Origin of the sequence: Hyphomicrobium sp. MC8b (assembly GCF_905067615.1) — a bacterium.
GTDB lineage: Bacteria > Pseudomonadota > Alphaproteobacteria > Rhizobiales > Hyphomicrobiaceae > Hyphomicrobium_B.
Map to the genome: position 1 here is coordinate 2,255,734 of NZ_LR898465.1, position 24,545 is coordinate 2,280,278.

Below are 24,545 nucleotides of genomic sequence, written 5' to 3' on the forward strand. Positions count from 1 at the left end.
GGGACGCTTAGCTTCCCCTCGCGGACATGTCCGGCTGTCGGGAGTTGCAATGATGCATACGATCGTGACAGCGCTGCTCTGGTTTTCCGCCGTCGGGTGCGCCGTGATGGGCGGCGTTTACTTCGCGTTTTCAGCATTCATCATGGTGGCGTTAGGCCGGATCGACCAAGCGGCGGCGATTGCTGCGATGAATGCCATCAACACAGACATTTTAAAATCGCTGTTCATGCCGCTGTTCTTCGGCACTTCGGTCGCCAGTTTGGCGTTGGCAGTTCTGGCGTTATGGCATTGGGGAAACGAGGGCGCCGCTCCGATGTTCGCCGGCGGCGTGATCTATGTCGTCGGCATGTTCATTGTTACAATTGTCTTCAATGTGCCGTTAAACGACGCTTTGGCTACAGCAGATCCGATGACGGCATCGTCAGGGGGCGTTTGGAAGCGGTACGTGTCCGATTGGACGATATGGAATCACGTCCGCACCGCTGCCTCGATTGCAGCGAGCACGCTGTTCATTTTCGCCTTAATGGCTTTGAATGCGCGTTCGCTCTGATACCGTCGGCTTTTTAAGCGTTATTTTCACAATATTCCGACTACGGATTAGCCGAGAACTATCGGCGATATTCTAACGTTTTCTCAATTCCGGTGGCTTAGGGTAACTTTCGCGAATGCTGTATCAATTTTTCAATCGTGACGCGGTGGGTCACTGATTTGATGCGCGATAGCGATATTCCGGCGCGCAGTATCGATTTTCTCCTGTCACGACGCGCCGACAACGGTGGCCTCGCCGAGATTTCGCATTTCGATTGGCCGTCGTCAGGGCTGCCGCCGTTTCAGGACTGGCCCGCGGCATTGAGCATGGCCGCGCGGCTTGTGGCGCACGCGTCCGTACCCATGGCATTGATGGTCGGACGGGAAGGTCACCTCGTGCCGAATGCGGCGGCGACCGTGCTATTCAGTGAATTTACACGCGGTGATTTCCTCGGCCGGTCGGTCGAAGAGGTTGTCGGGGAAGGGGCGAAATTCTACGCCGATGTTCTATCGCGCGTGTTCACCGGCGAAAGCTGCAGCTTCCATGATCAGCCGATGCGTCTCGTGCGCAACGGCCAATGGGCGACGCGCTGGTTCAATCTGCATTTCACGCCGGTCGCCGATGCGCAGGGACAGGTGCTGGGTGTGCTTGCAATCGCGTCGGAGGTTACAAGCCATGTTCAGTGCGCGCGCAACCTTCGGGAGTCGGAGCAGCGGCTGAAGCTTGCGCTTGAATCATCCGGAATGGTCGGCGTCTGGGACTTCGACGTCAAAACGAACATCAGCACGGCCGACGCCAACGTGGCGCGGATGTATGGATTGTCGGCAGCAGGCTGTGTGCGCGGTGTTGACGATGGGCATTTTATACGCGCGATCCATGCCGCCGATCGTGCGCGCGTAGAAGAGACGCTGCGTACTGCCATCGAGACGCGAACGTCTTATCGCTGCAAATATCGCGTCCTCCCGCAGGGCGGAGCGCTGCGCTGGGTCATTACGTCGGCAAAGCCTGTCTACGACGAGCGCGGCGACCTCGTGCGCATGTCGGGCGTCGTCGTCGATGTGACCGATCAGATGGAAACGGCGTCGGCGTTAGCGCAGAGCCGCTTTCAATTTGAAACATTAACGGAAGCGTTGCCGCAAATCGTATGGAGCTGCGATGCGCAGGGCCAGTACGATTATTTCTCGGCGCGCTGGAGCGAATTCACAGGGATACTCTCGCATGAAATCAGCGAAGATACCTGGAAGATGCTGGTCTATCCGCCGCATTGGGATATGGTCCGCAAGGCATGGAGGGATGCGGTTGCGACCGGTACGCCTTACGATGTCGACTATCGGTTCCGTCATCATTCCGGAGAGTATCGCTGGCTTCGCGTCATGGCCTTGCCGATACGCGACGACGAGGGAAACATTACGCGATGGTTCGGCACGAGCACCGACATCCATGACTCGTACCTCGCGGCGGACGAACGCGCCCGGCTCACAAAAGAGCTGGAGCGCATGGCGACGGAGGATCAGCTTACCGAGCTGTTGACCCGGCGAGCTTTCATCAATAGCGCCTCTGCCGCGATAGCGCAGGCCTCAGCACACGCCGCACCCGTCAGCCTGCTGATGATGGATCTCGATCACTTCAAGTCGATTAACGACGAGTATGGCCATCCGTGTGGCGACCATGTGCTGGCCGTCGCGGCAAAGCGGATCAAGGCCTGCGTCAAGAAACAGGATCTCGTCGGCCGATTGGGTGGCGAGGAATTTGCCATTCTGCTCAGCGGTTGCGGGGCGCGTGAGGCGAGGGCCGTAGCAGACAGAATTTGCCGAGCGCTCGAGGCGAGGCCGATCGCAATGGAGAACGGTCTCAGCGTTGCCGTGACAGTTAGTGTGGGAGCGACGACGCGATCGGCGCTGGACGACGATTTGGCGTCGCTGCTTCTCGTTGCCGACAAGGCGCTCTATCAGGCGAAAGCGGCGGGTCGTAATCGCTCGGTCTTCCAGGAGAGCCTAGCCGACCAAGCCTAATCGGCGCTAATGCGATCCTCCTTTCAGGAATAAATACGAAAAAACAGTACGTTATACGGGCTTCGTGCTGCGCGAAGCCGCGATCCCCCCGCGACCAAAAAGTTGTCCATTATGACTTTTAGGGTAGCTCTCTCGGTGTGACTTGCCGATAAGGTGATCTAAGCTGCTCAGTCTATCCGACGTCGAGCTGTTACGGGGGGAAGTCTGGCATGCCGGAGCCGTTGCTCATCCATATTCACGTGCCGAAATGCGCAGGCACGACGGTTGAAAAGCATTTGGCATACGAGCTGGGCCATTCGGGCGTGTGGTTTGCGCCGAAGCGGACGCGGCAATTTCCGCTCGGTTGGTTCGGTCGAAAATACAACGACAAGCCGCCGGCGCCGCTCGACCAGATCAAAGCCTTATCCGGGCATTTCATCGGCCGCTCGATCGAGGAGCAGTTCAAGGACCGCAAAATCGTTCGCTCGATCATTCTTCGCGAGCCGGAAAGCCTGATGCTGTCCTACTACAATTATCGCATGATACGGTACATCCAGCAGGGACTGCGGCCCTATGGGTTCTCGCTGTTTTTGCGGGCAACGCGCCAGAATTTCATTTCGCATTTCCTCTTGGACCGCTGGCTCGAACTTCCGTGGCTGGATCTGGTGCGACTGTCGGATCAGCAGAAGATGCGTCTCCTCGACGACGCGCTGGCGTCTGTCGATCATATTGCTCCGATCAGCGAGGCAGACGACTTGGTTCGCAAAATCTCGGCCGAACTCGGTATCTCGCCGGTGGCTAAACGGCAAAACACGACCGAAGATGGAAAAGCAAAGGCCGGTTGGACGATGGTGCGCCATGGCGATCTGTCGGACGCCGAACGCGCCGAGCTGAAATCGCGTACACAGCTTGATCGTTATCTGTGGCGACGGTGGGTGCTGAAAGAAGACGTCAGAGTTGCTCCCGATCTGCAAAGTCAATTCAGGCGCTCGGAGTTTCTGAGACCCCGCTATCAATGCGAGCGGCGCCTTGCCCGTTTGTTCGGGTAAGAGAAGAAGAAATGCTTGATACGCTCGAACGCATTGCCATCGAGGCCGGCACACTCATTGCCCAAATTCGGCAAGGTGGTGCGAACGTTATGACCAAGTCCGACGGCAGTCCGGTGACGGATGCCGATCAGGCGGCTGAAGATCTGATCGTGCGCGCGCTGCAGAGGATCGCGCCGGAGATTCCGATCATCGCGGAAGAATCTGCCGCTTCTTGCGTTGCAGACCATTCAACAAGTCGCGCGCTGTTTTTTGTCGATCCGCTCGATGGGACAAAAGAATTCATTCGCGGCAGGCCGGATTACACGGTCAACATCTGCCTCGTCGAAAACCGAAAGCCGAAACTCGGCGTCGTCTTCGCGCCGGCGCGGGGCGAGTTGTTTAGCAGTGACGGCTTGGCATCTTACCGGTCCGCAATTTTGCAAGATGCTTCGATTGGTGAGCGCTCGCAAATTCGCGCATCATGCGGAGATGGCCGCCTGACCGCCGTCGCGAGTGCTTCGCACGGAAATCTGGAAACGGAAGATTTTCTGCAGAAGCTCCCGGTCGATCGCAAGGTCTCGGTTGGCTCGTCTTTGAAGTTCTGTCTCGTGGCGATGGCGGACGCTCATATCTATCCGCGTTTCGGTCGGACGATGCAGTGGGACACGGCGGCAGGTGACGCGGTGTTGCGCGGCGCCGGTGGCTGCACGCTGACGTCGGACGGCAGGGAACTCGAATACGGCGTGCCATGCGCGGCGGACGGTTCTTACGACAATCCGCATTTCATCTCGTACGGCGGCGATGCGGACACCCTGCGGGCGCTACTGCAGAATTGCGGCGGTGTGATCGACGCGTAGCATCGCCCCGAGCGCTCACCTCCCCGGCGGATGAGGCATCGGCTCGGCCGGATCGTCAATCGGAATTGGAGACGGCTCAGGCGGCTTGTTCGGCTCAGGTGGCAGCGGCGGTAACTCACCGGGCTCTTGCGTCGGGAAAGGGATGGTCGGGGGATCGTTGCCGTTTTCCATATCGGATAAAGGCGTCCGGCCGAGAATTCGTTCCCCCGTCCCTTCAACGTTCGACCTAATGCCCGTTTGCCGGAGCAGTGTTTGCAGAAATACGATCCAATTCGCCCATCGCATCGTCCGGCAATTGCAACTCTGCTGCCGCCAGATTTTCGCGAAGGTGCGCCAGCGATGACGTACCGGGGATCAGCAGGATATTCGATGCCCGCCGGAGCAGCCATGCGAGTGCGACCTGCATAGGCGTTGCGCCCAGACGGGCGGCAACTGCCGACAATTCCGACGACTGCAACGGCGTGAAGCCACCGAGCGGAAAAAAGGGCACATAGGCCACGCCTTCAGCGCTGAGTTGGTCGATCAGGGCGTCGTCGTCACGGTGCGCAAGATTGTAAAGGTTCTGGACGCAGACGATGTCACAGATCTTGCGACTGTCTTCGATTTGCTTGCGCGTGACATTGCTGAGGCCAATGTGGCGGATCAGTCCCTTTCGCTGAAGGTCGGCAAGCGTAGAGACTTGCTCTTCAATCGAGCCCTCTGCTGGCCCATGCACGTCGAGCATGCTGCGGAAGTTGATGACATCAAGCACATCGACGCCCAGATTGCGCAGATTGTCGTGCACGGCTTGGGTCAGCTCTTTTGGTGAGAGCGCCGGAATCCACGAGGCATCGTCACCGCGGCGGGCGGCAACTTTCGTCACGATCACCATGTCGTCCGGGTACGGGTGCAGCGCTTCGCGGATCAGTTCATTGACGACGTGCGGGCCGTAAAAATCGCTGGTGTCGATGTGGTTCACGCCGGACGCAACGGCCTCGCGCAAAACGGCGATGGCTTGGGCACGGTCTTTTGGCGGACCGAAAACGCCGGGTCCGGCCAGCTGCATGGCACCGTAGCCGAGGCGCGTGACGGTGCGGTCGCCGAGTTTGAAGGTGTCGGAAGCGTCGAGGGTGGTCATGGGCGTCTCCTTATTCGTGCTGCGCGGAGATATAGCGGTTGTTTAGCATGCGATAATCGACCACAATCCGGACAAGCTGTGCGGATTTTCGAACAATGGCCGTTGACCTTGGTGATTTGAACGCGTTCGTTGCTGTGGCGCGGGCCGGTGGCTTCCGGGATGGCGCTCGGGCGAGCGGTGCGAGCCCTTCTGGCCTGAGCGACGCGGTACGTCGGCTGGAAGCGCAGCTTGGTGTCCGGCTTCTCAACCGGACAACCCGGAGCGTGGTGCCGACGGATGCCGGCCGCAGCTTGTTGGAACGGCTTACGCCTGCTCTCAATGAGGTCGAAGCCGCGCTCGATGTCGTCAATGTTTTCCGCGACCGGCCTGCGGGCACGCTGCGTCTCAACGTGCCGGTCAGCGCGGCGCGGCTCGTGCTGCCGACGATCATTCCGCCTTTTCTGTCGGCCTATCCCGAAATCAAATTCGAAATCATTGCCGAAGACACCTTCGTCGACGTGGTGCGAGCGGGATGCGACGCCGGTATTCGCTATGACGAACGGCTGGAGCAGGACATGATCGCCGTGCCGATCGGCCCTCGCGTGCAGCGTTTCGCGACGGCTGCATCGCCTGCGTATCTCGATCGCCACGGCAGACCTTCACATCCGCGGGACCTGCTCAATCATGCGTGTCTGCGAGGGCGGTTCGCGAGTGGCTCCATGCCGCCGTGGGAATACGAGCGCGACGGCGAGATCGTGAGCGTTGACACAACCGGACCTATGATCGTGCAGGCGGGCGGCATGGTCGACTTGGCGGTGGACGTCGCCGTAGCTGGTTCGGGCGTCATCTATCTGTTCGAAGATTGGCTGCGGCCGTATCTCGACAGCGGCGCGCTGGAGCCCATCCTCGAACCGTGGTGGCAAGCGTTTTCGGGGCCGTTTCTGTATTATCCAGGGAGGCGGCTGGTGCCCGCGCCATTGCGGGCGTTCGTCGATTTCATCAAAGCCAATTAGCTGCAAATGCTCGGCTCGGTCATTCTTTCGACCCAGTTTTGGTATTACAGATCATTTCGCGGGATTTCGAAATACCTTACGCCGGCAATCATTGCCGTGCGTTTGCGAGCGCATCCGGAGCCCCGCCATGCCTTTCCGCTCACCCGTTTCCGACCCACAACTTGTCGACCTCGAATACGATCCGGGCCAAACGCTATGGCGAAGCACGGAGCCTGATCGCGGCACGGCGCTGCTACAGATTTTCGACGGCGAATTCAGGACGGCGCTTCGGCAAATGCACCGGCACGTCATTCTGCGTAACGCGCTGCGCCGTCCGCAGAACCTGGCGCAGATCCTGCTCTTCATTGGGGTTGGCGGCGGCTTCGCGGAAGTTCTGCCCGTTGACGATATTCTTGCGGACGTCGTGAAGGAAGCGGCAGCGGGCGACGGCGATCTTATGATCCTGTGCCACTGGAACGTCGATCGCGACGATAGGCCGGTTTTTCCGCATCAACCGGGGCGACTGATGGAGGTGCGGCGTATCCTGAAGCTCGAAAGTCTGCGTCAGCAATCGTCGAATTTGGTGGCGTGGGTCGACGACTGTGTGGCCGAAGCCGACCAGAAGGGCGGAACGTGGCTGAAGCGACGGGCGGATGACATCGGCCAGCGCCCGACGAAACGGCTGGCAGCCTTTTAGCTTGCAAAGCTGATATTGCGGTGGCCGGTCAGACCGTTTCCGTCTCGCGATTGGTAGTCAGCTTTGGCATGAGGCGGACGTAGACGAGTTCGCTCAAAAGTTCGATCAGAGTCTGGGTCACGATGATCGCCGGAAGGACCGGCACCGCGCCGGGAATAGCAAGTCCGAGCGGAAGGATGACGAGCGAATTCCGCGTCGCGGCGCTGAATGCGACGGCGCGTCCTGCCGGTGCCTGAAGCTGAAATAAGCGTGCAATGCGCCATCCGATGAGTGGGGCGAGGATCGCGAAGGCGATATAGATCGGGACGACGCTCAGAGCTTTGCCGATGGCAGGCGCGAGCTGGGGTATGACCGCCGCGACGACAATAAAGAGAACGATGGCGGTGGCCGGAATCGGCAGAAGTCCGAAGATAGAGGACAGGCGCGCGGCGGCAGCGTTGCGGGCGGCCCAGTACTGGAGGAGAGCCGCAAACGCCAGCGGAATGGCGATAAGCCAGATGAAGGCGTGTACGAACGGTCCGGCATGGACGAGGTCTGCCACGCGCGCTCCGAGAAATAACTGGAGGTAGATCGGCAGCAGCAGCATCTGCACGATGAGCAGGACGGGAGTGGCGGAGAGCAGCAGACGGGCGTCGGCGCGGCCGAGGTGCGAGAACGTGACGACGTAGTCGATGCAGGGACTGAGCAGTACCAGCAGTGCTCCGAGCCTAATCATCGGATCATCGGGAAGGATCTGTACGAGAAGCGCGACGAGCAGCGGCATCGCGACGAAATTCGTGAGGAGTAGCGCGGCAAGAAACCGGCCGTGCGCGAAGGCCAGGCCAAGATCGGCCAACGGGACCTGTAGGAAGGTGAGGAACAGCATCGCCGCGAGTGCGGGATTGATGCTGTCTTCCAGAACATCCGTCCCGCCGACGGTTAGAGCGAGCACTGCGGCCAACGCGACGGCGGCGAAATAGATCGAGACCTGCCGGCTTTCCAGGATCTCGCGGAGTTCAGCCAAAACTATTTCCCCCACTTCGCTTCAGGCTCGAATGAACCCCGTTCGCAAGTTCGATCGTGCCCACATTGCCACGCGTCATACGATCAAAGAACGTGGTCGATCGCCCCAAAAGACGGAGCTGCGGGGGCGACACTCATGCTTCGGAAAAAACGCAGTTTTAAGCGTTTAGGGGAAGAGCGTTTATCGATAACGTCTTGGAGGTGGCCGCGTCGGTGCGGTCTCTAGGAAAGCGCACTCGCCCGGAACGGGTTAGATGTCAGCGCGTACCAATGCGTTGGTGTCGCAGCGAGAAACCGGCAAAATAGCTGCGTCCATCATTCCCTGTTGCGGCCGGTTGCCACCGGGCGCGTGCATTCATTCAACGCGCGGCGGGCAAAAGAGTTCAGTTCACCGCTGAATGAGCATTGTCTGCGGGCGGGGAACAGGAGGGAAGGCAGCAACGTTAAAGCGCGACGCTTCCTCTAACGTCCGATACGTCATCCGATGCCGTTACTCGCAGATTCAATACGAAGTTTGTCTGCCACGCTCGTAACGGCGGCCCTTATTATTGCGGCGCTGGTTTTGGGCCGGGATATCCTGGTGCCTCTCGCGCTCGCAGGCATATCCTGCTTCGTGCTGGTGCCCATTGTCGTTTTTCTCAAGAAACGTGGTGTCCCTCAAGGCTTTGCCGAAGGCACCGTCCTGCTTGTCGTGGTTGTGTGCATGACGGCAGCCTCGATCGGCTTGAGTTCGCAACTTCTCTCGCTCGCGGCCGATCTGCCCCAGTACCGCACGAATGTGCTGGAGAAAGTCAGAAGCATCGTTGGTTCATCCGTGCCGAGCGGTCTTGTTGGCCGTGCCATTGACGCGGTCGAGACGTATCAGCGAATGATCAATAACGAACTTCAGTTCGGCGTCACGTCGTTCCCTGAGAACCAACCGCCCTCCGAGAATGCTTCGAGTAAGGAAGGCGACAAGGTCCAGATCGTTAAGGGTGACGACGAAAGCACGGCCCTCTACGGACTTCGCATTCTCGCAGAGCCGCTGACGCAAGCGGCCTTGACGTTCCTGTTCACGCTTTTTCTGCTGATGCAGTTCCGCGACCTGCGAGACAGGATTGTGCGCATTTTCGGCGTCGAGCACATGACTGAGACGACCGCAGCGATGTCGGATGCCGGCGATAGGCTCATCGCGCTCTTCACCGGCCAGGTCATACTCAACGCCTCATTCGGAACGTTTGTCGGCCTGTCTTTATTGGCGCTCGGCGTCCCGAACGCGCCGCTGTGGGGCGTGGTGGCGTTCGTGATGCGGTTCGTTCCGTTTGTCGGCTCATATATCGCGGCCATTCCGCCGATATTGTTGGCCGCGGCCGTCGACCCAGGCTGGACGAAAGCTCTTCTGACGCTCGCGATATTTGCTATCGGCGAACCTATCATGGGGCAGGTTCTGGAACCGTTGGTTCTCGGCCGGCGAGCTGGCCTATCTCCCTTTGCGATGATTTTGGCAACGAGCTTTTGGACGCTCACCTGGGGTCCCATCGGGCTCGTTCTAGCCGCACCAATCACGCTCATTCTTGTGGTGTTGGGCAAATACGTGCCCGACCTTGAATTCATAACGGTTCTGCTCGGCGATGAGCCGGCGTTATCCGAACAGCAGAACCTTTATCATCGGCTCCTGTCGAGCGACGTATTTGCGGCCACTGAACAAATCGCCGAAGCTGAAGAAAAGGCCCCTTACGCGGAAGTTTTGGACAAGCTCGTCTTTCCGGCGCTGGCATTAAGCGCCCGAGATCGGCGGCGCGGTCGTCTGGACAAGGAAGCGTTGGCGGAACTCTCGAGCACGATTGGCGCCATCACGGAAAAGTCCAAGCCAGAAAAGTCCAAGCCCGAAAACCCCGATAAAGATCCCGTTATGGTGCTCGTCCCCGTGCGGGGAGAATTCGACGAGCTTGCGACCCGCTTTGCAGTCTCGGCGATTAGTCGGGATCACACGGGCCTAGCGTGTGCCATGAATGAAGCTTCGGGTCTGACGGCTTTGGCCTTTCTGGCGGATATCGGTTACGCCGACTTGCAGAAGATCGTGCTTATGACGGTCACAGGGCTTGCCGAAGGCGGAATACGGATACTCGTCGATCGTGCCCGCTCTCTATTCCCAGGCGTCGAGGTCGTTCTGCTCGACGTCTCGTCAAGGCAGCTCTCTCTGCCTTCATCACGCGACCGTTTCGCCGCTCCCGAGATATTTACCTCGTTTGCGCGGTTTACGAATTCATTGGAACATTCTTTCTCAAACTCTTCGAACACCGAGCCGCAGATCAATCGAGAAGTCGCTCCGGTTTCACATTAACCGCATGCGGACGGATTGGCTTTCGCCATACGGAACCGTCGCGGATTTTCAGGCGTTACAGTGCGCTATCAATTGATAAGGAGGCGCAAAATGGGCGCACTGAAAGGTAAAATTGATACTGCTGTCGGCAAGGCGAAGGAGAAGGTCGGCTATGCCGTCGGCTCCGATAAGCTTCAGGCTGAGGGCGCGGCTCAGGCCGTGAAAGGTAAAGTCGAGACCGCCGTATCCGACAAGGTCAATAAGGTACGCGATGCCGTCGATAAGGCGACCGACAAGCTGTAAGGCGTTAAAGGGTCAGGGGGATCGTTATCAAATCCCCCTCGATCCAAATTGTGCGCAACCACGTTTTCCAATTGCTAATGCGGTAGGGGAATTACGCTTATCTCAGCCGTCCCGTTTGTGTTCACACAGCTGATTTGTGCGCGCTTCGTTTGCACGACAACGGTCCCTTCCTCGTCCTCGCCATCCTCTATGCTTGCTCTATCCCAGCACTTTTGTAGCGACGACGAGAAATCATCGCTGCCGAGATCGAGCGAAGTCCCGATGTCGGCTAGCAGCGCGCTATAGGCAGCAAGGTCTCCACCGTGCCACTCCGCATCGAATGACAACACCTTATTTCCGCAGGAGACCGTTATCCGTGCGGGTGGAGCTGCACTCTCTAGGTAGAACGCATCGAAATTATCCGTGACGTGCGTTCGTTGTTTCAAAGTCAGGCCTTTTATTTGCGACTGTACGTTGGAGAGACGATCCCCGCAGGTATCGGCAAGGACCTCCGATGTCGCTCCGGCCAAACAAAGCGTCGAGAGAAAAAGCATTCTGCAAAGATCGGCGAACATGTGAAGCTCCATCGCAATCCAATCTCTTTGTTATGAGCTTCACTCCGCTCTGTAACGAGGACAAAAGATCATGGCTTCCCGACAGCCCGGCGGTTTGGAATATTTCCGCAAATTTCGACTACCCGCGTAGCAACTTTGATCACCCTTCGGCGTTGCAGTGCCGATTGTGTACGCAATTTTTGCGGATTAGAAGGAACAATTCCTTTGAAATTATTTGAATGCCAGAATTGTGGGCAGGTTCTTTTTTTTGAGAACACGCATTGTGAGCGCTGCCATCTTCAGGTCGGATATCTTCCGCCCCAGGAGACCATGAGCGCCGTAAAACCCAACGGAAGCACGTGGATCGCACTGGCCGACAATCAGAACCAATATCGATATTGTGCCAATTGGGAGCTTCATGCGTGCAATTGGCTGGTCAACGCCTCTTCCGCAACACCTTACTGTTCGGCCTGCGAGCATAACCGAACGGTTCCCGATCTGTCCGACCCGATCAATGTTCCACGTTGGCATCGTATCGAAGAAGCAAAGCGTCGCTTGATGTACACGCTGCTAAGGCTTCGCCTGCCGGTGCCGACGACAGCGAGTGGCGATCCCGAGCCCTTGCTTTTTGATTTCCTAGCTTCGGCTCCACAAGCCAAGGTTCTGACGGGCCACGACAATGGCATCATCACGATTTCGCTTCTGGAGGCGGACGATGCCGAACGTGAGAAGCTGCGCACACATCTTCATGAGCCTTATCGGACGCTGCTCGGGCATTTCCGTCACGAAGTCGGTCATTATTATTGGGATCGGTTGGTCAGGGATGCCGGAAAGATCGAGGCATTTCGTGAAGTTTTCGGCGACGAAACGCTCGATTACGACGCCGCTCTGCAGGCGCACTATCAAAACGGTGCGCCTGCGAATTGGCGGGAAAATTTTGTCAGCGCCTACGCGACCATGCACCCGTGGGAAGATTTCGCTGAAACCTGGGCGCACTACCTGCACATAATCGATACGCTCGAAATGGCGCATACGTTCAATTTGCGGATTTCGCCGCGACTGGCGGCTACAGAAGGCTTGAGCGCAACAGCGGATCGCGATCCTTATGCCATCGCCGATATGGAAACACTCATGAGCGAATGGATACCCGTTACGTTCGCCGTCAACAGCCTCAATCGCAGCATGGGCCAACCGGATCTCTATCCATTTGTGCTCTCGCCAGCCATCATAGGCAAACTCGCATTCATCCACCGCCTCGTCAAAGACAGGGGAGCGGAAACCGAGCGCAAAAGCGATGCGGAGGCGGCGTCGCCGCGGCCTGGAATTCTTCGGCGGATCTTCGTCAAGAATTGATGGGCGCGGCGATTGTGTCTCCGCACCGTCGATCTAGATGTCCGTTCAAGCTCCCGATCCCGATATCGCCGAGCAGAGAAAGTGTGATCCGATAGTCTCTGGCTCTGCGAGTGCGTGCTGCAGAGCCAGAGAATTTAGAGCATCAGTCGTCGTAGCCAGTCAGGACTTCGCCGGTCGCGGGGTTGGCGTGACCTTCGATGCGCACGCCTTCGGCATTCGTCGCATCGAACTCGTAAACGCCGTCGTCGGCTTCGATCTTCGTCACCTGATAGCCCTGAGACTTCAGCTTCTGGATCACTTCGGAGACGGAGAGCCACTTATCGGCCGGCACGTTGAGCCGATACTTGTGGTCGTCGGCCTGCGCGGATGCTGCAAGACCGAAGATGATCACTGCAACGGGAAGAACAAGGTTGCGGGCCTTCTGCATTGTAAAAACTCCTGTGTTTTGCCAAACCGTTGTCGGTCGAGCGTGACCTTGCCCGAGGCGCGCTGACGCCGGTCTGATGGCATCTGTCAGGAGTTTGTCAGCTCCGATCCTGCACGATGCTCACGTCATGGAACCCGTCATGAAGCGCCTTATCGTCCTATCTCTGACCGCATTCACGCTGTTGTCCGCCGGTACGCTCACTGCGATTGCCGACGATGACGACGAGCGCGATCATGAGATTGCCCGCAAAGCGTTGAGCGAGGGCCGCATTCGTCCGTTGACGGACATCATGGACGAATTGAAGGCACAGTTTCCGGGCCAAATCATCGGTGTCGAGCTGGAGGTCAAAAAAACAGGAGCTTTCGTTTATGAGTTCAAGATCCTGACGCCTCAGGGCAAGCTGAAAGAGGTCAACGTCGACGCGGCGACGGCAAAGATCCTGACGATCGAGGATGACGATTGATGCGCATTCTCATCGTCGAGGACGAACCCAAAATTGCAAAAAGCCTCGCAACGGCCTTGACCGCTGCGAACTACAGCGTCGATGCCGTTCACGACGGCGAGGATGCCTGGTTCCGTGGCGACACGGAGAATTACGACCTCGTGATATTGGATCTCGGCCTGCCAAAAATCGACGGGCTTTCCGTGCTCAAGCGCTGGCGCGCAGCGGGCCGAATGATGCCTGTTCTGGTTCTGACGGCGCGTGGTGCATGGATGGAGCGGGTCGAAGGCATTGATGCCGGTGCGGACGACTATCTCGTCAAACCATTCCAGATCGAGGAATTGATCGCCCGCGTTCGCGCGCTCATTCGCCGTTCGGTGGGGCAGGGGTCGGCGCTACTAACGGCAGGCAAGCTTTCCGTCGATACCCGGCAGATGCGCGTTCTTATCGACGGTGCGTCGGTGGCGGTATCCCCGCTGGAATACCGGTTAATTTCCTACCTTATCCATCACAAGGGACGCGTCATTCCTCCGGCGGAACTGATCGAACATCTTTACGGCGACGACGACGCGCGAGATGCCAACGCGCTCGAAGCCGTGGTGACGCGACTGCGCAAAAAGCTCGGCCAGGATTTGATCGAGACCCGGCGCGGCTTCGGCTACACCGTCGTGGAAGTGCCGGCATGAGTGTCGGTTCGCTTCGCCTGAGATTGCTTGCTGCGGGTGTCCTGTCGATCTTGCTCGCGCTTGGCATTGCCGCGTTCGGTCTGACGGAATTGTTCAAGCGCCACGTCGAGCGCCGCGTCGATGCGGAGCTGACCATTTACTTGAACCAGCTCGCAGCGGGGCTAACGCGCAAGCCGTCCGGCGAATTGGCGCTGGCGCATCGCCCGTCTGACCCACGATTCGAGGAGCCGTTGTCAGGGCTTTATTGGCAGATCGAAGGAGGATCGCCGGCGGACGATCTGCGATCGCGATCGTTGTGGGATACGGTTCTGTCGCTTCCGCCCGAACCCAATGTCGCCGATGTTTCTCGCAGGTACGAGATTGTTGGCCCGCAGCACGCGCGGCTCTATCTGCTGCAACGATACATCGAGCTGCCTGACAATATCGGAGGCTCGAAAGTTCGTATCGCGGTTGCTGTGGACTCTCGGGAAGTCGGCCAATCGGTGCGAAGTTTTGCGTCTGAGCTAGCGCCGTTTCTGCTGATCATCGGTGCGGTGCTGGTCGCGGCTTCCTGGGTACAGGTTAGTGTCGGTCTGCGTCCGCTGTCGACGATACGTGGCAGGCTTTCGAGCATTCGCTCGGGCAAGCAACAGCGGCTTGGCGGTGCGTTTCCGAAAGAGGTGAGGCCGCTCGCCGAGGAAATCGACGCGCTGCTCGACGAGCGGGAGAAGGCGATCGAGAAAGCGCGAGGGCGCGCCGCGGACCTGGCGCATGGACTAAAGACGCCGCTGCAGGTTTTGAATGGAGAAGTGACACGGCTCGAAGAGAAAGGCGAGACGGGAATCGCGTCGGATATTTCCTATCTCGTCAATCTCATGCGCCGCCACATCGATCGCGAGATTGCGCGTGCACGCATTTCCTACGCCAACAGCAATGCGTCGACGAACGTCAGGACGTCAGCAGAACAAATCATACGTGTCGTCGAGAAGACACCACGCGGGCAGTCCTTGAGCTGGACTATTGATGCGCCGCCCGATCTGGAGGCGCGCATCGATGCCCTCGATCTGGCTGAGTCGCTTGGGAACTTGCTCGACAACGCCGCGCGCCATGCCAAGGAAAAGGTTTCTGTGAAGGCGCGCGCCGAAATGCAGAGTATCTCGATTTCTATCATCGACGACGGTCCGGGCATTGAAAAGGAACATCAGGCGGCGATGCTGATTCGCGGACAGAGACTCGATACGCACGTAGGGGGTGCCGGTCTCGGATTGGCGATCGTCACCGACATCGTCGAGGCATGGGGGGGAAGCCTAACGATCGAGAACGGCACGGTCGGCCTCATTGCTACGCTGCGTCTTCCTGCTGCCACGAACGATTCGGACGCCTGAGGGGTTCGGACTCCGCCGCTGCAAAGCTCGGCCTAAGAAATTCGCGCGGAGATTGCTTCAGCACGGCTGGACTCGCCCTCGGCCGGTGGACTGATCAGCAAAGCCATGCTGGCTGGCTCCAGTCTTACAATTCTGTGGCTTTGATGCCGCAAAATCACTGCGAAGCATTGTGCTTCCTCGGCACACGAAAGATGCCGTGGAGGCTCATCCCATGCATACGAAAGACTTTGCGAGCGCGCTTCGGGCTTTCGCCGCGATTGCCGACTTTGATCGCTCGTACGAACTGCATCGACTGGCAGCCGTACTGGATCGCGGTCGTGACGAGACCATCGCCGCTCGCGTCAAGCGCATGTCTCCATCCGAGCAGTATCCGGGGCGTCTCAAGGAAACGCTCGACACTATTGCCGTCGGACTTCACGCCAGCGGCGCCGTTAAGGCGAGTTCGTCCGTTCGCGAGCTGTTAAAAATCTTTACAGGTCGGCCCGGCGCTTCAGTCGACGATTTTTGTACGTCGATCTGCCTTCCGCCTGCCCCGCAAGGCGTGGGCGCGCGCCGCTTCAAAAGCCAAAATGCGGCGCTAGCAAACGATATCTGCTCGGAGCTTGCGCCTTACATCGATGATGCCGAAGTCTTCCGGATTCGCCTCGATGCGTTGATTGCTGCAAGGCCAGCAGGGATCGCGACCTGGACTCTCGTCGCCAATCGGCTGGTCGGCAACAATCGCACGTACCGGGATCGCAAATCGGCGGTTAGGGCGATCTTGAATTACATCGAAGCGAGGTCTCTGATCGCGCCGCTGGCACGTGGGCTGGAACTGGCGGGTCCGCAATGACGTCATCTGCAGGTCACGCCGGGTGGCGTACTGACGAAATCGACGACCTATGAGCTTTGCTGCAATGGGTAACGCTCAAGATCAAATGTCCAAAGTCTCGCAAGTTACGCTCGCCTTCTGGATCATGAAAATCCTGGCGACGACGCTGGGCGAAACGGCTGGCGACTTCCTCTCGATGTCGCTTGGACTTGGCTATTATGTGGGCCTCGCGGTTACCTTTGCGATCCTCGTCGCGTTGCTCTTCCTGCAGGTCAGGAGCGAAATCTACCGTCCTCTGCTCTTTTGGTTCACGATCATTGCCACGACGACGGCCGGCACTGAAATCTCCGACTTCATGGACCGCTCGCTCGACCTTGGATATCTCGCCGGATCCGTGATCCTGGCGACAGCCTTGGCGTTGACTTTGGCAATTTGGCGCCTTCGCGAAGGTACGCTTTGGGTCTTCCCCATTCGCGGGCGCGACGTCGAAATCATGTTCTGGGCCGCGGTCCTGTTCTCCAACAGTCTCGGCACGGCGTTCGGCGATTATCTCGTCGATGATGCGGGTCTGAGTTTCATCCAGGGCGCGCTGGTGACGGCCGGTATTATCGGAGCTGTCGCCCTGCTTCATTATTTCTCTCGTATCAACGATGTCATCCTGTTCTGGATCGCCTTCGTTTTTACGCGTCCCTTCGGCGCGACATTCGGCGATTTCCTGACGAAACCCGTCGGCGACGGCGGCTTGAGCTTGCCGCGTGGGCAGGCATCGCTGGTGACGTTGGGGCTGCTGCTGGCCATTCTTTATCTGTCTCTCGACCGACGCCGGCCGCACGTTTCAAAGCGCGGGTGAAAGGTCGCCTTTTACTTACAGTTCTGAGACGTTCCGGCCGTAAAGGCTGCATGGAGTTTTGCCCAATGTGTACCCGCGAATATCGGGGGAGTATTCAGATTGCCGTTGGACAATGCAGAGGTGTGGAAGTCAAATCAGGCGTCCGCTGCGGATGTGGCATGTGCGCCGGCCAAAGCGATGCTTTTCGGCGCCGTTGCGTTCGGCATCTGCTTGATGATTTTCTATCTTGCGTATCCGCGCTTCGATCTCTCGGTGAGCCGAGCCCTCTACGTGCAGCCCCATCGCTTCATTGGCAGCGAATCCCTGTTCTTTGGCAGTCTTCGTAAGGGATTTTCGACGTTGTTTTGTGCCGTCTGCGTGCTCGCGGGTGTCGGCTGCGTCGTCTCGCTGATCAGCATGCGCAAACGCTGGCTCAGTCTTTCCGCGAGTCAATGGCTATACCTTGCGGTATGCCTTTTGATAGGGCCGCTTACGATCGCGAACCTCGGCTTCAAGGACCATTGGGGGCGGCCGCGACCTAATCATGTCATGGAATTCGGCGGATCGAAGATCTATGCGCCGCCCTTGAAACCATCGGATCAATGCATCCGGAACTGCTCGTTCTTTTCAGGGGAGGCCTCGTCGATCTACATCATTTGCTTTGCCGCCGCTTTTCTGTTCCCCGCCGATGCCGCATTTTGGACGCTGAGCGGCGTCGTTCTGGGAACGCTCGCGGGGTTCGTACGCATGGCCGAGGGCGGACATTTCCTGTCCGATGTCGCGTTTGCCGGCGTATTTATGGCGCTAACGGCATCGGCCATTCATATGTTATTTGCGGTCGTCGGCGGTCGATACTCAGACTGAAGAAGAAAACCATATCTCGACCAACAAGCCGGGTTCATTGTCGGCGAGCGTAATGCGCGCTCCATGCAAGTCGGCAATCGCCGCCACGAGGCTAAGGCCCAACCCATTGCCTGCCGTGGTCCGGCTCTTTTCCAGCCGATACAATCTGCGAAAGACGTTTTCGCGCTCTTCAGCGGGAATTCCTGGTCCAGTATCGCGAATGCGCACGACGGGACAGCCGCCGACGTTCGTGACTCCGACGCTGATGTCGGCCGGCTCTTGGCAATGGACGATCGCGTTCTCAATGAGATTGAGGAAGAGCTGGTTCAGAAGGCGGTGGTCGGCGTGCACAATAAAAGCGCCCTCAGCCGCGATGAGAGGATGCAGGCGGTGACCTCGCTCCTCCGCGACTGCCTCCAACGCATCGACGATGTTGGTTAGCATGGGTTTGAGATCGACATCGGCAAATCTGTTTTTGCGGGCACCGGCTTCGATCTCCGAAATGCGCATTAGGGCATCGAAGGTTTCAGCGATGTTGTCGATCTCTGCGATCGAAGCGTCGGCCGCTTCCCGATAGGCGTCGATGCTATCGCCGCCTGAGCGCACGTGCTCCAGCCTTTGGCGCATGCGGCTGATCGGCGTGCGGAGATCGTGCGCGATATCGACGGAGAGTTGGCGCAAATTTTCGAAGAGACGTTGCAGGCGGTCGAGGGCGGCATTGATGAGCGCCGCAACGTGATCGATGTCGTCCGACGCGGATACTCGCGGCACTCTGCGGTCAAGCGCACCGCTTGCCACGGCATTCAAAACTTCCTCCATTTGCCCGATGCGTCGTTGCGCCCGGCTGCCGAGGAACCAGCCTCCGATAATCGCGCAAATCACCGAAAGACCGATGCCCCACATCAGGCCGTTGAGCTGCAGTCTCTGCGCATCGCGGATGTCTCCATTGCCGTCGCCGACAAACAGATAACCGCCATTGATCGTCGTCCATCGCCCAATCACCGCATCGCTTGCCCTGTGCGGAGACCAGTCGCCGAGAAGATTCAAGTTGTTCCAAGGAATGCTCCGCCAGCCCTCGAACCGTTGGAGAGACGCTACGTTACCAGCGATGCGTTTTCCCGAGCTGTCCGTCAGGAGATAAATATCTTCATCGGACTTCGCGACACGGGCATGGCTTTCGATCATTGCCGCGAGTTCTTGAAAGCCGTCGCTTTCTTTCCCTTGGACGTCGATCAGCGTTTTACGAACCTCGTCGATGTGCGCACGCAGATGCGCCGTCAATTGCGTGCTGAGGGAATAATAGAGCGCGGAGAAAATTACCGAGTTGACCAACGTAATGATCACAACGACCAGGGCGGCCAACCGAAAGGCGGTGCCGCGGGTTAGCCTATGCCGCATCAATGATGTATCCCAATCCTCTCACTGTACGGATCAAAGGCGGATCTCCGGGGCGTTCGATCTTCAATCGGAGGCGACTGACGTTGGTCTGGACGATAGAAGTCTTCGTGTCGCGTTCCAATCCCCACATCTCTTCCAGCAGCATGGATCGCGTGACGACGCGCCCGCGATTGCGAAGGAAAATTTCAAGCAGCTTGAACTCGCGCGGTTGTAAATGAATCTCATCGTTTCCTCGCCGGATTTGCCGCCGAATGAGGTTCACTTCCAAGGTGCCGATCCGGAAGGTGGCGTCCTGCTTGGGACCGGGAGGACGGCGGCCCAAGGCTGTAATGCGCGCAAGCAGCTCGCCGAGCGCGAAAGGCTTCACAAGGTAGTCGTCAGCGCCGCTTTCCAAGCCTTCGATGCGATCCTCGATACCTCCCACTGCAGTGAGCAGAATGATGCCGGACAGCACGTCGGCGCGCCGAAGGCTTTGCACGAGGTGCAGTCCGTCGAGGCCCGGCAACATCCTGTCGACGACAAGAACATCGAAGGTTTCAACCATCGCCGCCTTGAGGCCCTCGGCGCCGTTGATGGCAACTACGACGTCGTGTCCTTGGCCAATCAGGCTCTCACGAACGATCCTCACCGTTTCCTGATCGTCTTCGACGAGAAGTATGCGCATTAGATCGACGTCGTTGTTGTCATCATAGCCACGAGAGCCCCAAACCTTGGACCTCTGAGGGCAGCGTGACGCAATTGCGGTAGGAAAGTCACGATTTTGTATGCTTTCGGGAAAGGCCCCCAACGGGGCGCCGCTTGCTATCATTTTTACCCCGCCAGAAAATCTAGCGGCTATCGCCGCCACGCCTGTTTTAGCGAGCGATTTCCCGACGGACGTCGAGCCCCAGCGCCTGCATTTGCTTGATGCGAGGCGTCAAATTAACACCAAAGACCGATATGGTTTTCGCGGGGCGGAGAACGATCAGTATAGCGCCTTTTTAAGGGGCGTGCGATGGTGTTGGGCTCGTTAAGCATTCAGCGCTGAGATGATTTTGACGGGACAAAATCATGAACCAGTTCATGCATCTAGCGGCCGTTTTAGCCTCCAACTCGGGATGGCATGTCGCCAAGATGGGGGATATCGAGCTCGCCATCCGCGGCTCGGTCGTGCGGAAAACGCCGCCCATTTCTGCATTCATTCCTATGGCCGTACTAATCGCCTCAAGGCTGAATAGAGATCTTCATATCGAAGGTGCAATCAGTTCGACGCTTTTGGCAAAGCTGTCCTGCGAGCTATCGCCCTTTGTTGAACGGTATTTTGGAGGCCACCGCGTAGCGATTACAGCAGACAAGATCAGTTCTGAGATCGACGTACGACCCGGAAAGTCGGCGCTGATGTTCAGTGCTGGCATCGACTCCTTTTACAGTCTGCATCTGCTGAGGAGTATTGGCATAACGCCCGATGCATTCCTTAACGTCCACGCAGGTGCTCATGACGATAATTTGGAAACCTGGAATGTTCGGCTGAACAACGTCAATGCTGTTGCGACCGCCTTGGGCATTCCTCTTTTAACCATCGAAACCAACTTCCATCGCGCATATAAAGAAGCCCATGTTCGGTGCCACACTTTTAGAAACATTTCTGCCGCCATCGCCGCGTCAGAAGTGAGCACAATATACTACTCAGCGGCGCACGAGGTTACGGATCTATCCTTTGATGCGGCGAAGCGATACGGACTTGATTTTATCGACCCCGCGATCATCCGCTCATTTCTTCCGACCGGCTTGGAGACAATCTATCTAGGTTGGGATGCAAATAGGATAAAGCGGACGGCGGAAGTATCGAAAATGCCGCTCGCGTTCGAGCACTTGGACGTTTGTACAAATCAAAAATACCAAGCAAATAGAGGTCCGTGCGATCCTATAAACTGCGGCAAATGCACGAAATGCATCCGGACGCTCATCGCTCTGGAATTGAGTGGGGGCCTGGATAACTTCGGCAAAGCATTCGACATCGTCTGGTGGCATAAATCGAAATTGGAAGCCGCTGAAAGGCTGTCCGCTTCACCTCATCCGATCGATATCAATGCAGTGGAAGTTGCAAAATCGGCGAAGATTTTTTGATGTTTTTGCTTCTTTAATTTAGCGCTGAGGATGTTTTTCGAAATGTTGTCGGAATAACGCGCGCCGCCGTCGCCATACCGCGCCTTCCCAGTCTGCATCTATACGTCTTGAGTCACTTGCCGCCTATGGGCCGGTGTCACCAGCATCAAGAGAACGCCAGCAATCAGAATGAGAATGCTGGCGAATTGGAATGTGGCGCTGAACGGAATGTCCTGCTCTTTCAGCCAGCCCCCCACGTAAGTCATGAAGCCGCCGGCAGTCGTGCCAACAAAATTGAGTAGGCCATAGGCCATCGCCCGGCAACGCGGGTCCACGACCGTGCAGGTCGCGGGCATCAGATTGGCGTCCAGAAAACCTTGGGACATACCCGTAATCAGCACGCATGCCAGAATGACGGGGATGGACTGCGCAGCGCCGAGCACGAAAAGAAAAGGTGACGCGATCAAGAAGCCGAACGCAGGGACAAGAGCCCGCGCCCGCAAATTCCGCACCGCCCACCAGTCCGAGAGACTGCTCGCAATTAGCATTCCGGCGAATGCCGCGCCGTTGAAGGTCATTGGCCCGTAAACAGGCGCCAATGCCGAACTCACGCCCAGTTCAACGCGAAAGAACTCGGTCAGCCAATTGCGAACGGGCCAATAGGCGGCGCCGTTGAGCAGGTTCATCAAGAGCAGCAGGCGAAACCCTTGAGCCGACAGGAGGAACCAAAGTGAAGCTCCTTCGGGAAACGAAGGAGATGCATCTTCTTGAGAGTGGGGATAGGCCTCTTCCGTCTTCTGCGGAAACAGGATCAAAAGGACGAGGGCATAAGCGACGCCGAGCGCTCCCATGGCGAGAAAAACGGTGCGCCAGCCAAAAATTTCGGCCGTGACTCCACCAAGGCCGCCGAGAATAGAGCCTACATAGACGCCGCTGAGATGCAATCCGGTGGCGCGGCTGCGTGTAGGCCCCCGGTGGAATTCGACGATGAGCGAAACGGCGGCCGGCATGTAGAAGGCTTCGCTGATGCCGAGCGTTGCTCTTGTCAGCAGCATTCCCTCGAATGAGGTGACTACGCCACTTAGAAACGTCGCCGCCGACCAGATGAGGAGGCTGGCCATCACGATGGGTCGCTTCCCAACGCGGTCAGCCACATATCCGGCAATTGGCGAACAGATACCGTAGATCCATAAAAACATGGAAGACAGCAGACCGAATTTCTCATCGCCGATTTTAAGGTCAGCTTTGATCATTCCAGGCATCGCGACGACAAGCTGCCGGTCGAGATAATTCAGCAGACAGACGACCCACAGCAAGCCGACAATTGTCCACGCCGCTTGCCTCGTCCGAAGTGTCATGCCCCCACCCAGTGTTTAAGCCGTTGTTCCCTCAGTCCTCTGGAACGCGACGCCAGCTTGGCGATTTACGGAATAGGGCAGGCAGCTGGCGGAGGGGGTGGGATTCGAACCCACGGTAGACTTGCGCCCACGCCGGTTTTCAAGACCGGTGCCTTAAACCACTCGGCCACCCCTCCAGGACCCACTGCGAGGAGGCCCCCTGGGAGGCGGCCTCGATGCGCATTGTCCGGATCGCCCCTCCTAGCGGGTTCCGGCGCCGGCCTCAAGCCCCGCGCTTAACCTGATCCTAAGCAGCGTTTGTCATCATTCCAGCAAGCTTCGGCCATTCTCGCCGTGTGTAGTTGCGGAAAGGGTGCGCTTGGGCGGGCGTAGCGTATCGAGTTGGGTTTGCGTACATGGACAGGGGCCTTTACGGGAGGCTTGCCTGCCGGCTGATGCTGGCAGTCAGTGCCGCGGCGCTTTTGAGCGCCTGTTCGAGCAGCCCGTCGCCGCAATCCCTAACCGGCGTCAATCGCTCCACCTTCACGGAAGACGAATACGGCGTCAGCAGCAGTCCGCGGGTTGCGTCGGGTCGTGTTGCGAAGGGCGGTGGCAAGTTCAAACTTGGTTCGCCCTACAAGGTGGCGGGCAAATGGTACGTTCCCCGCGATAATCCGAATTACGATGAATACGGCGTAGCCTCTTGGTATGGCGCTGATTTCCACGGCCGCCGGACCGCGAACGGTGAGGTGTTCGACGCCAACGCGCTGACTGCGGCCCATCCGACGCTGCCGCTGCCGTGCTATGCTTATGTGACTAATATCGACAACGGCCGGACGGTGCTGGTGCGCGTCAACGACCGCGGACCGTATGTCAACGATCGCTTGATCGACATGTCGTATGCGGCAGCCAAGCAACTTGGTTTTGTCGGCAAGGGGCGTGCACGCGTCCGCGTGCGGTATGCCGGATTGGCGCCGCTCAATGGCGACGACAGCCGAGAACGGCAATTCCTGGCGCAGCAGAACAACCAGCCGTATCAGGGCCAGCCTTCGCCCGCGCGCGAATATGCGGCGGCCGAGACGAATGCCTCCGACTTGCCTGCAGATGCATCCGATCGGTGGGACCCAAACAGCTATCGCGCGGCGCTCGCGGGCAAGCCCGTGCCGCCAGCACCTGCACCGGCCCAGAGATCGCGGCGCCAGTTGGTGCAGACGGCGAGTATCGGCGAGCCTGATTTTACGCAGCGCATGTCTTTGACGGCCGCGCCCCAGCGTCAGCCGGAACCTGAGCCCGAGCCATTCGACGCCCCGCAGCCGTTTGCGCCGGCGCAGACTTCGGCCGAAAACGGCGACGCCTATCTGCCCGTATCGGCGTATGACGAGCCTGCGAGTAGCGGCTATTCCGAACGCGCGTATGTGCAAGTCGGCATTTTCCGAGATCGCTCCAATGCCGAGAGACTTAGGCGTGAACTTGGCGCTTTGGGTCCGGTGGAAGTAGCGCCTCTACAAGCCAGCAACGGGATGCAAGTCTATCGCGTCCGCGTTGGGCCTTTCTCGCAGGGCGAGGCGTCGCGCGCCCAGAGCCGCATTGCGACATATGGTGTCGCGAATACCGCGATCGTGATGGATTAAGCGGCTCGT

At 58.2% G+C, this 24,545-nt stretch carries 24 protein-coding genes and 1 tRNA gene; 17 read left to right on the forward strand and 8 right to left on the reverse strand.

The window, feature by feature from the left end; translation table 11 throughout:
- The first annotated feature begins 49 nt into the window (after positions 1 to 49).
- The 4 genes from ACLB1Z_RS10835 to cysQ all read left to right on the forward strand — a co-directional run bounded on the left by ACLB1Z_RS10835 (position 50) and on the right by cysQ (position 4,405).
- Entirely contained in the window at positions 50 to 550 is a 501-nt protein-coding gene (locus ACLB1Z_RS10835) for a DUF1772 domain-containing protein (protein ID WP_409559872.1), read from the forward strand.
- Between the two features lie 161 nt (positions 551 to 711).
- On the forward strand, positions 712 to 2,541 hold the full coding sequence (locus ACLB1Z_RS10840; RefSeq protein WP_409559873.1) for a diguanylate cyclase: 1,830 nt from the start codon (positions 712 to 714) through the stop codon (positions 2,539 to 2,541).
- A 209-nt stretch (positions 2,542 to 2,750) separates the two neighbouring features.
- Positions 2,751 to 3,569, forward strand: coding sequence for a hypothetical protein (locus tag ACLB1Z_RS10845; RefSeq protein ID WP_409559874.1), 819 nt, complete (start codon positions 2,751 to 2,753; stop codon positions 3,567 to 3,569).
- A gap of 11 nt (positions 3,570 to 3,580) precedes the next feature.
- The gene (cysQ, locus tag ACLB1Z_RS10850) at positions 3,581 to 4,405 is read left to right on the forward strand and encodes a 3'(2'),5'-bisphosphate nucleotidase CysQ (RefSeq protein WP_409559875.1); all 825 of its coding nucleotides are present in this window, start codon (positions 3,581 to 3,583) and stop codon (positions 4,403 to 4,405) included.
- Between the two features lie 226 nt (positions 4,406 to 4,631).
- Here the strand turns inward: cysQ and ACLB1Z_RS10855 are convergent, their stop codons facing one another.
- Positions 4,632 to 5,522: an aldo/keto reductase family oxidoreductase gene (locus ACLB1Z_RS10855; RefSeq protein ID WP_409559876.1), complete on the reverse strand. Its 891-nt coding sequence runs from the start codon at positions 5,520 to 5,522 to the stop codon at positions 4,632 to 4,634.
- 95 nt (positions 5,523 to 5,617) lie between these two features.
- Between ACLB1Z_RS10855 and ACLB1Z_RS10860 the strand changes: the two genes are divergently transcribed.
- Complete coding sequence (locus ACLB1Z_RS10860) at positions 5,618 to 6,514, forward strand: LysR family transcriptional regulator (protein ID WP_409559877.1); 897 nt, start codon at positions 5,618 to 5,620, stop codon at positions 6,512 to 6,514.
- A 127-nt stretch (positions 6,515 to 6,641) separates the two neighbouring features.
- Positions 6,642 to 7,190, forward strand: coding sequence for a hypothetical protein (locus tag ACLB1Z_RS10865; protein WP_409559878.1), 549 nt, complete (start codon positions 6,642 to 6,644; stop codon positions 7,188 to 7,190).
- A gap of 28 nt (positions 7,191 to 7,218) precedes the next feature.
- Here the strand turns inward: ACLB1Z_RS10865 and ACLB1Z_RS10870 are convergent, their stop codons facing one another.
- Entirely contained in the window at positions 7,219 to 8,193 is a 975-nt protein-coding gene (locus ACLB1Z_RS10870; protein WP_409559879.1) for an arsenic resistance protein, read from the reverse strand.
- 513 nt (positions 8,194 to 8,706) lie between these two features.
- Here ACLB1Z_RS10870 and ACLB1Z_RS10875 point away from each other — a divergent pair.
- Both ACLB1Z_RS10875 and ACLB1Z_RS10880 read left to right on the forward strand, forming a co-directional pair.
- Positions 8,707 to 10,515, forward strand: coding sequence for an AI-2E family transporter (locus ACLB1Z_RS10875; RefSeq protein WP_409559880.1), 1,809 nt, complete (start codon positions 8,707 to 8,709; stop codon positions 10,513 to 10,515).
- A 90-nt stretch (positions 10,516 to 10,605) separates the two neighbouring features.
- The gene (locus tag ACLB1Z_RS10880) at positions 10,606 to 10,797 is read left to right on the forward strand and encodes a CsbD family protein (protein ID WP_013947614.1); all 192 of its coding nucleotides are present in this window, start codon (positions 10,606 to 10,608) and stop codon (positions 10,795 to 10,797) included.
- A gap of 74 nt (positions 10,798 to 10,871) precedes the next feature.
- On the opposite strand, the gene ACLB1Z_RS10885 is transcribed toward ACLB1Z_RS10880, so the two are convergent.
- Entirely contained in the window at positions 10,872 to 11,351 is a 480-nt protein-coding gene (locus tag ACLB1Z_RS10885; RefSeq protein WP_409559881.1) for a hypothetical protein, read from the reverse strand.
- A gap of 204 nt (positions 11,352 to 11,555) precedes the next feature.
- Between ACLB1Z_RS10885 and ACLB1Z_RS10890 the strand changes: the two genes are divergently transcribed.
- Entirely contained in the window at positions 11,556 to 12,683 is a 1,128-nt protein-coding gene (locus ACLB1Z_RS10890; RefSeq protein ID WP_409559882.1) for a putative zinc-binding metallopeptidase, read from the forward strand.
- 142 nt (positions 12,684 to 12,825) lie between these two features.
- On the opposite strand, the gene ACLB1Z_RS10895 is transcribed toward ACLB1Z_RS10890, so the two are convergent.
- The gene (locus ACLB1Z_RS10895; protein ID WP_409559883.1) at positions 12,826 to 13,110 is read right to left on the reverse strand and encodes a PepSY domain-containing protein; all 285 of its coding nucleotides are present in this window, start codon (positions 13,108 to 13,110) and stop codon (positions 12,826 to 12,828) included.
- 76 nt (positions 13,111 to 13,186) lie between these two features.
- Between ACLB1Z_RS10895 and ACLB1Z_RS10900 the strand changes: the two genes are divergently transcribed.
- The 6 genes from ACLB1Z_RS10900 (at position 13,187) to ACLB1Z_RS10925 (ending at position 18,106) form a co-directional block, all read left to right on the forward strand.
- Positions 13,187 to 13,573, forward strand: coding sequence for a PepSY domain-containing protein (locus tag ACLB1Z_RS10900; RefSeq protein ID WP_409559884.1), 387 nt, complete (start codon positions 13,187 to 13,189; stop codon positions 13,571 to 13,573).
- Complete coding sequence (locus ACLB1Z_RS10905) at positions 13,573 to 14,238, forward strand: response regulator transcription factor (protein ID WP_409559885.1); 666 nt, start codon at positions 13,573 to 13,575, stop codon at positions 14,236 to 14,238. Before ACLB1Z_RS10900 ends, ACLB1Z_RS10905 begins: the two co-directional genes overlap by 1 nt.
- A complete protein-coding gene (locus ACLB1Z_RS10910; protein ID WP_409559886.1) occupies positions 14,235 to 15,602 on the forward strand; it encodes a sensor histidine kinase in 1,368 nt (455 codons plus the stop codon). The genes ACLB1Z_RS10905 and ACLB1Z_RS10910 overlap by 4 nt, the downstream gene beginning before the upstream one ends.
- A 211-nt stretch (positions 15,603 to 15,813) precedes the next feature.
- Complete coding sequence (locus ACLB1Z_RS10915; RefSeq protein WP_409559887.1) at positions 15,814 to 16,434, forward strand: hypothetical protein; 621 nt, start codon at positions 15,814 to 15,816, stop codon at positions 16,432 to 16,434.
- A gap of 85 nt (positions 16,435 to 16,519) precedes the next feature.
- Positions 16,520 to 17,263: a hypothetical protein gene (locus ACLB1Z_RS10920; RefSeq protein WP_409559888.1), complete on the forward strand. Its 744-nt coding sequence runs from the start codon at positions 16,520 to 16,522 to the stop codon at positions 17,261 to 17,263.
- 99 nt (positions 17,264 to 17,362) lie between these two features.
- Positions 17,363 to 18,106, forward strand: a complete 744-nt coding sequence (locus ACLB1Z_RS10925; RefSeq protein ID WP_409559889.1) for a phosphatase PAP2 family protein — start codon at positions 17,363 to 17,365, stop codon at positions 18,104 to 18,106.
- Here ACLB1Z_RS10925 and ACLB1Z_RS10930 read toward each other — a convergent pair.
- The gene (locus ACLB1Z_RS10930) at positions 18,098 to 19,483 is read right to left on the reverse strand and encodes an ATP-binding protein (RefSeq protein WP_409559890.1); all 1,386 of its coding nucleotides are present in this window, start codon (positions 19,481 to 19,483) and stop codon (positions 18,098 to 18,100) included. The two genes, ACLB1Z_RS10925 and ACLB1Z_RS10930, sit on opposite strands and share 9 nt — an antisense overlap.
- On the reverse strand, positions 19,473 to 20,147 hold the full coding sequence (locus ACLB1Z_RS10935; protein WP_409559891.1) for a response regulator transcription factor: 675 nt from the start codon (positions 20,145 to 20,147) through the stop codon (positions 19,473 to 19,475). Before ACLB1Z_RS10935 ends, ACLB1Z_RS10930 begins: the two co-directional genes overlap by 11 nt.
- Positions 20,148 to 20,533: 386 nt before the next feature.
- Here ACLB1Z_RS10935 and ACLB1Z_RS10940 point away from each other — a divergent pair, with 386 nt between their 5' ends.
- Positions 20,534 to 21,589: a hypothetical protein gene (locus ACLB1Z_RS10940; RefSeq protein ID WP_409559892.1), complete on the forward strand. Its 1,056-nt coding sequence runs from the start codon at positions 20,534 to 20,536 to the stop codon at positions 21,587 to 21,589.
- 98 nt (positions 21,590 to 21,687) lie between these two features.
- On the opposite strand, the gene ACLB1Z_RS10945 is transcribed toward ACLB1Z_RS10940, so the two are convergent.
- Positions 21,688 to 22,926: an MFS transporter gene (locus tag ACLB1Z_RS10945; RefSeq protein WP_409559893.1), complete on the reverse strand. Its 1,239-nt coding sequence runs from the start codon at positions 22,924 to 22,926 to the stop codon at positions 21,688 to 21,690.
- Positions 22,927 to 23,012: 86 nt separating this feature from the next.
- A tRNA-Ser gene (locus tag ACLB1Z_RS10950) sits at positions 23,013 to 23,102 on the reverse strand.
- A 219-nt stretch (positions 23,103 to 23,321) separates the two neighbouring features.
- Here ACLB1Z_RS10950 and ACLB1Z_RS10955 point away from each other — a divergent pair.
- Positions 23,322 to 24,536 (forward strand): septal ring lytic transglycosylase RlpA family protein, encoded by a 1,215-nt coding sequence (locus tag ACLB1Z_RS10955; protein WP_409559894.1) that lies wholly within the window; start codon positions 23,322 to 23,324, stop codon positions 24,534 to 24,536.
- Positions 24,537 to 24,545: the final 9 nt, after the last annotated feature.

Coding starts and splice junctions, on each gene's coding strand:
- ACLB1Z_RS10835 (WP_409559872.1), top strand. CDS start 50: ATGATGCATACGATCGTGACAGCGCTGCTCTGGTTTTCCGCCGTCGGG.
- ACLB1Z_RS10840 (WP_409559873.1), top strand. CDS start 712: ATGCGCGATAGCGATATTCCGGCGCGCAGTATCGATTTTCTCCTGTCA.
- ACLB1Z_RS10845 (WP_409559874.1), top strand. CDS start 2,751: ATGCCGGAGCCGTTGCTCATCCATATTCACGTGCCGAAATGCGCAGGC.
- cysQ (WP_409559875.1), top strand. CDS start 3,581: ATGCTTGATACGCTCGAACGCATTGCCATCGAGGCCGGCACACTCATT.
- ACLB1Z_RS10855 (WP_409559876.1), bottom strand. CDS start 5,522: ATGACCACCCTCGACGCTTCCGACACCTTCAAACTCGGCGACCGCACC.
- ACLB1Z_RS10860 (WP_409559877.1), top strand. CDS start 5,618: ATGGCCGTTGACCTTGGTGATTTGAACGCGTTCGTTGCTGTGGCGCGG.
- ACLB1Z_RS10865 (WP_409559878.1), top strand. CDS start 6,642: ATGCCTTTCCGCTCACCCGTTTCCGACCCACAACTTGTCGACCTCGAA.
- ACLB1Z_RS10880 (WP_013947614.1), top strand. CDS start 10,606: ATGGGCGCACTGAAAGGTAAAATTGATACTGCTGTCGGCAAGGCGAAG.
- ACLB1Z_RS10885 (WP_409559881.1), bottom strand. CDS start 11,351: ATGTTCGCCGATCTTTGCAGAATGCTTTTTCTCTCGACGCTTTGTTTG.
- ACLB1Z_RS10895 (WP_409559883.1), bottom strand. CDS start 13,110: ATGCAGAAGGCCCGCAACCTTGTTCTTCCCGTTGCAGTGATCATCTTC.
- ACLB1Z_RS10900 (WP_409559884.1), top strand. CDS start 13,187: ATGGCATCTGTCAGGAGTTTGTCAGCTCCGATCCTGCACGATGCTCAC.
- ACLB1Z_RS10905 (WP_409559885.1), top strand. CDS start 13,573: ATGCGCATTCTCATCGTCGAGGACGAACCCAAAATTGCAAAAAGCCTC.
- ACLB1Z_RS10910 (WP_409559886.1), top strand. CDS start 14,235: ATGAGTGTCGGTTCGCTTCGCCTGAGATTGCTTGCTGCGGGTGTCCTG.
- ACLB1Z_RS10915 (WP_409559887.1), top strand. CDS start 15,814: ATGCATACGAAAGACTTTGCGAGCGCGCTTCGGGCTTTCGCCGCGATT.
- ACLB1Z_RS10920 (WP_409559888.1), top strand. CDS start 16,520: ATGTCCAAAGTCTCGCAAGTTACGCTCGCCTTCTGGATCATGAAAATC.
- ACLB1Z_RS10930 (WP_409559890.1), bottom strand. CDS start 19,483: ATGCGGCATAGGCTAACCCGCGGCACCGCCTTTCGGTTGGCCGCCCTG.
- ACLB1Z_RS10935 (WP_409559891.1), bottom strand. CDS start 20,147: ATGCGCATACTTCTCGTCGAAGACGATCAGGAAACGGTGAGGATCGTT.
- ACLB1Z_RS10940 (WP_409559892.1), top strand. CDS start 20,534: ATGAACCAGTTCATGCATCTAGCGGCCGTTTTAGCCTCCAACTCGGGA.
- ACLB1Z_RS10945 (WP_409559893.1), bottom strand. CDS start 22,926: ATGACACTTCGGACGAGGCAAGCGGCGTGGACAATTGTCGGCTTGCTG.
- ACLB1Z_RS10955 (WP_409559894.1), top strand. CDS start 23,322: ATGGACAGGGGCCTTTACGGGAGGCTTGCCTGCCGGCTGATGCTGGCA.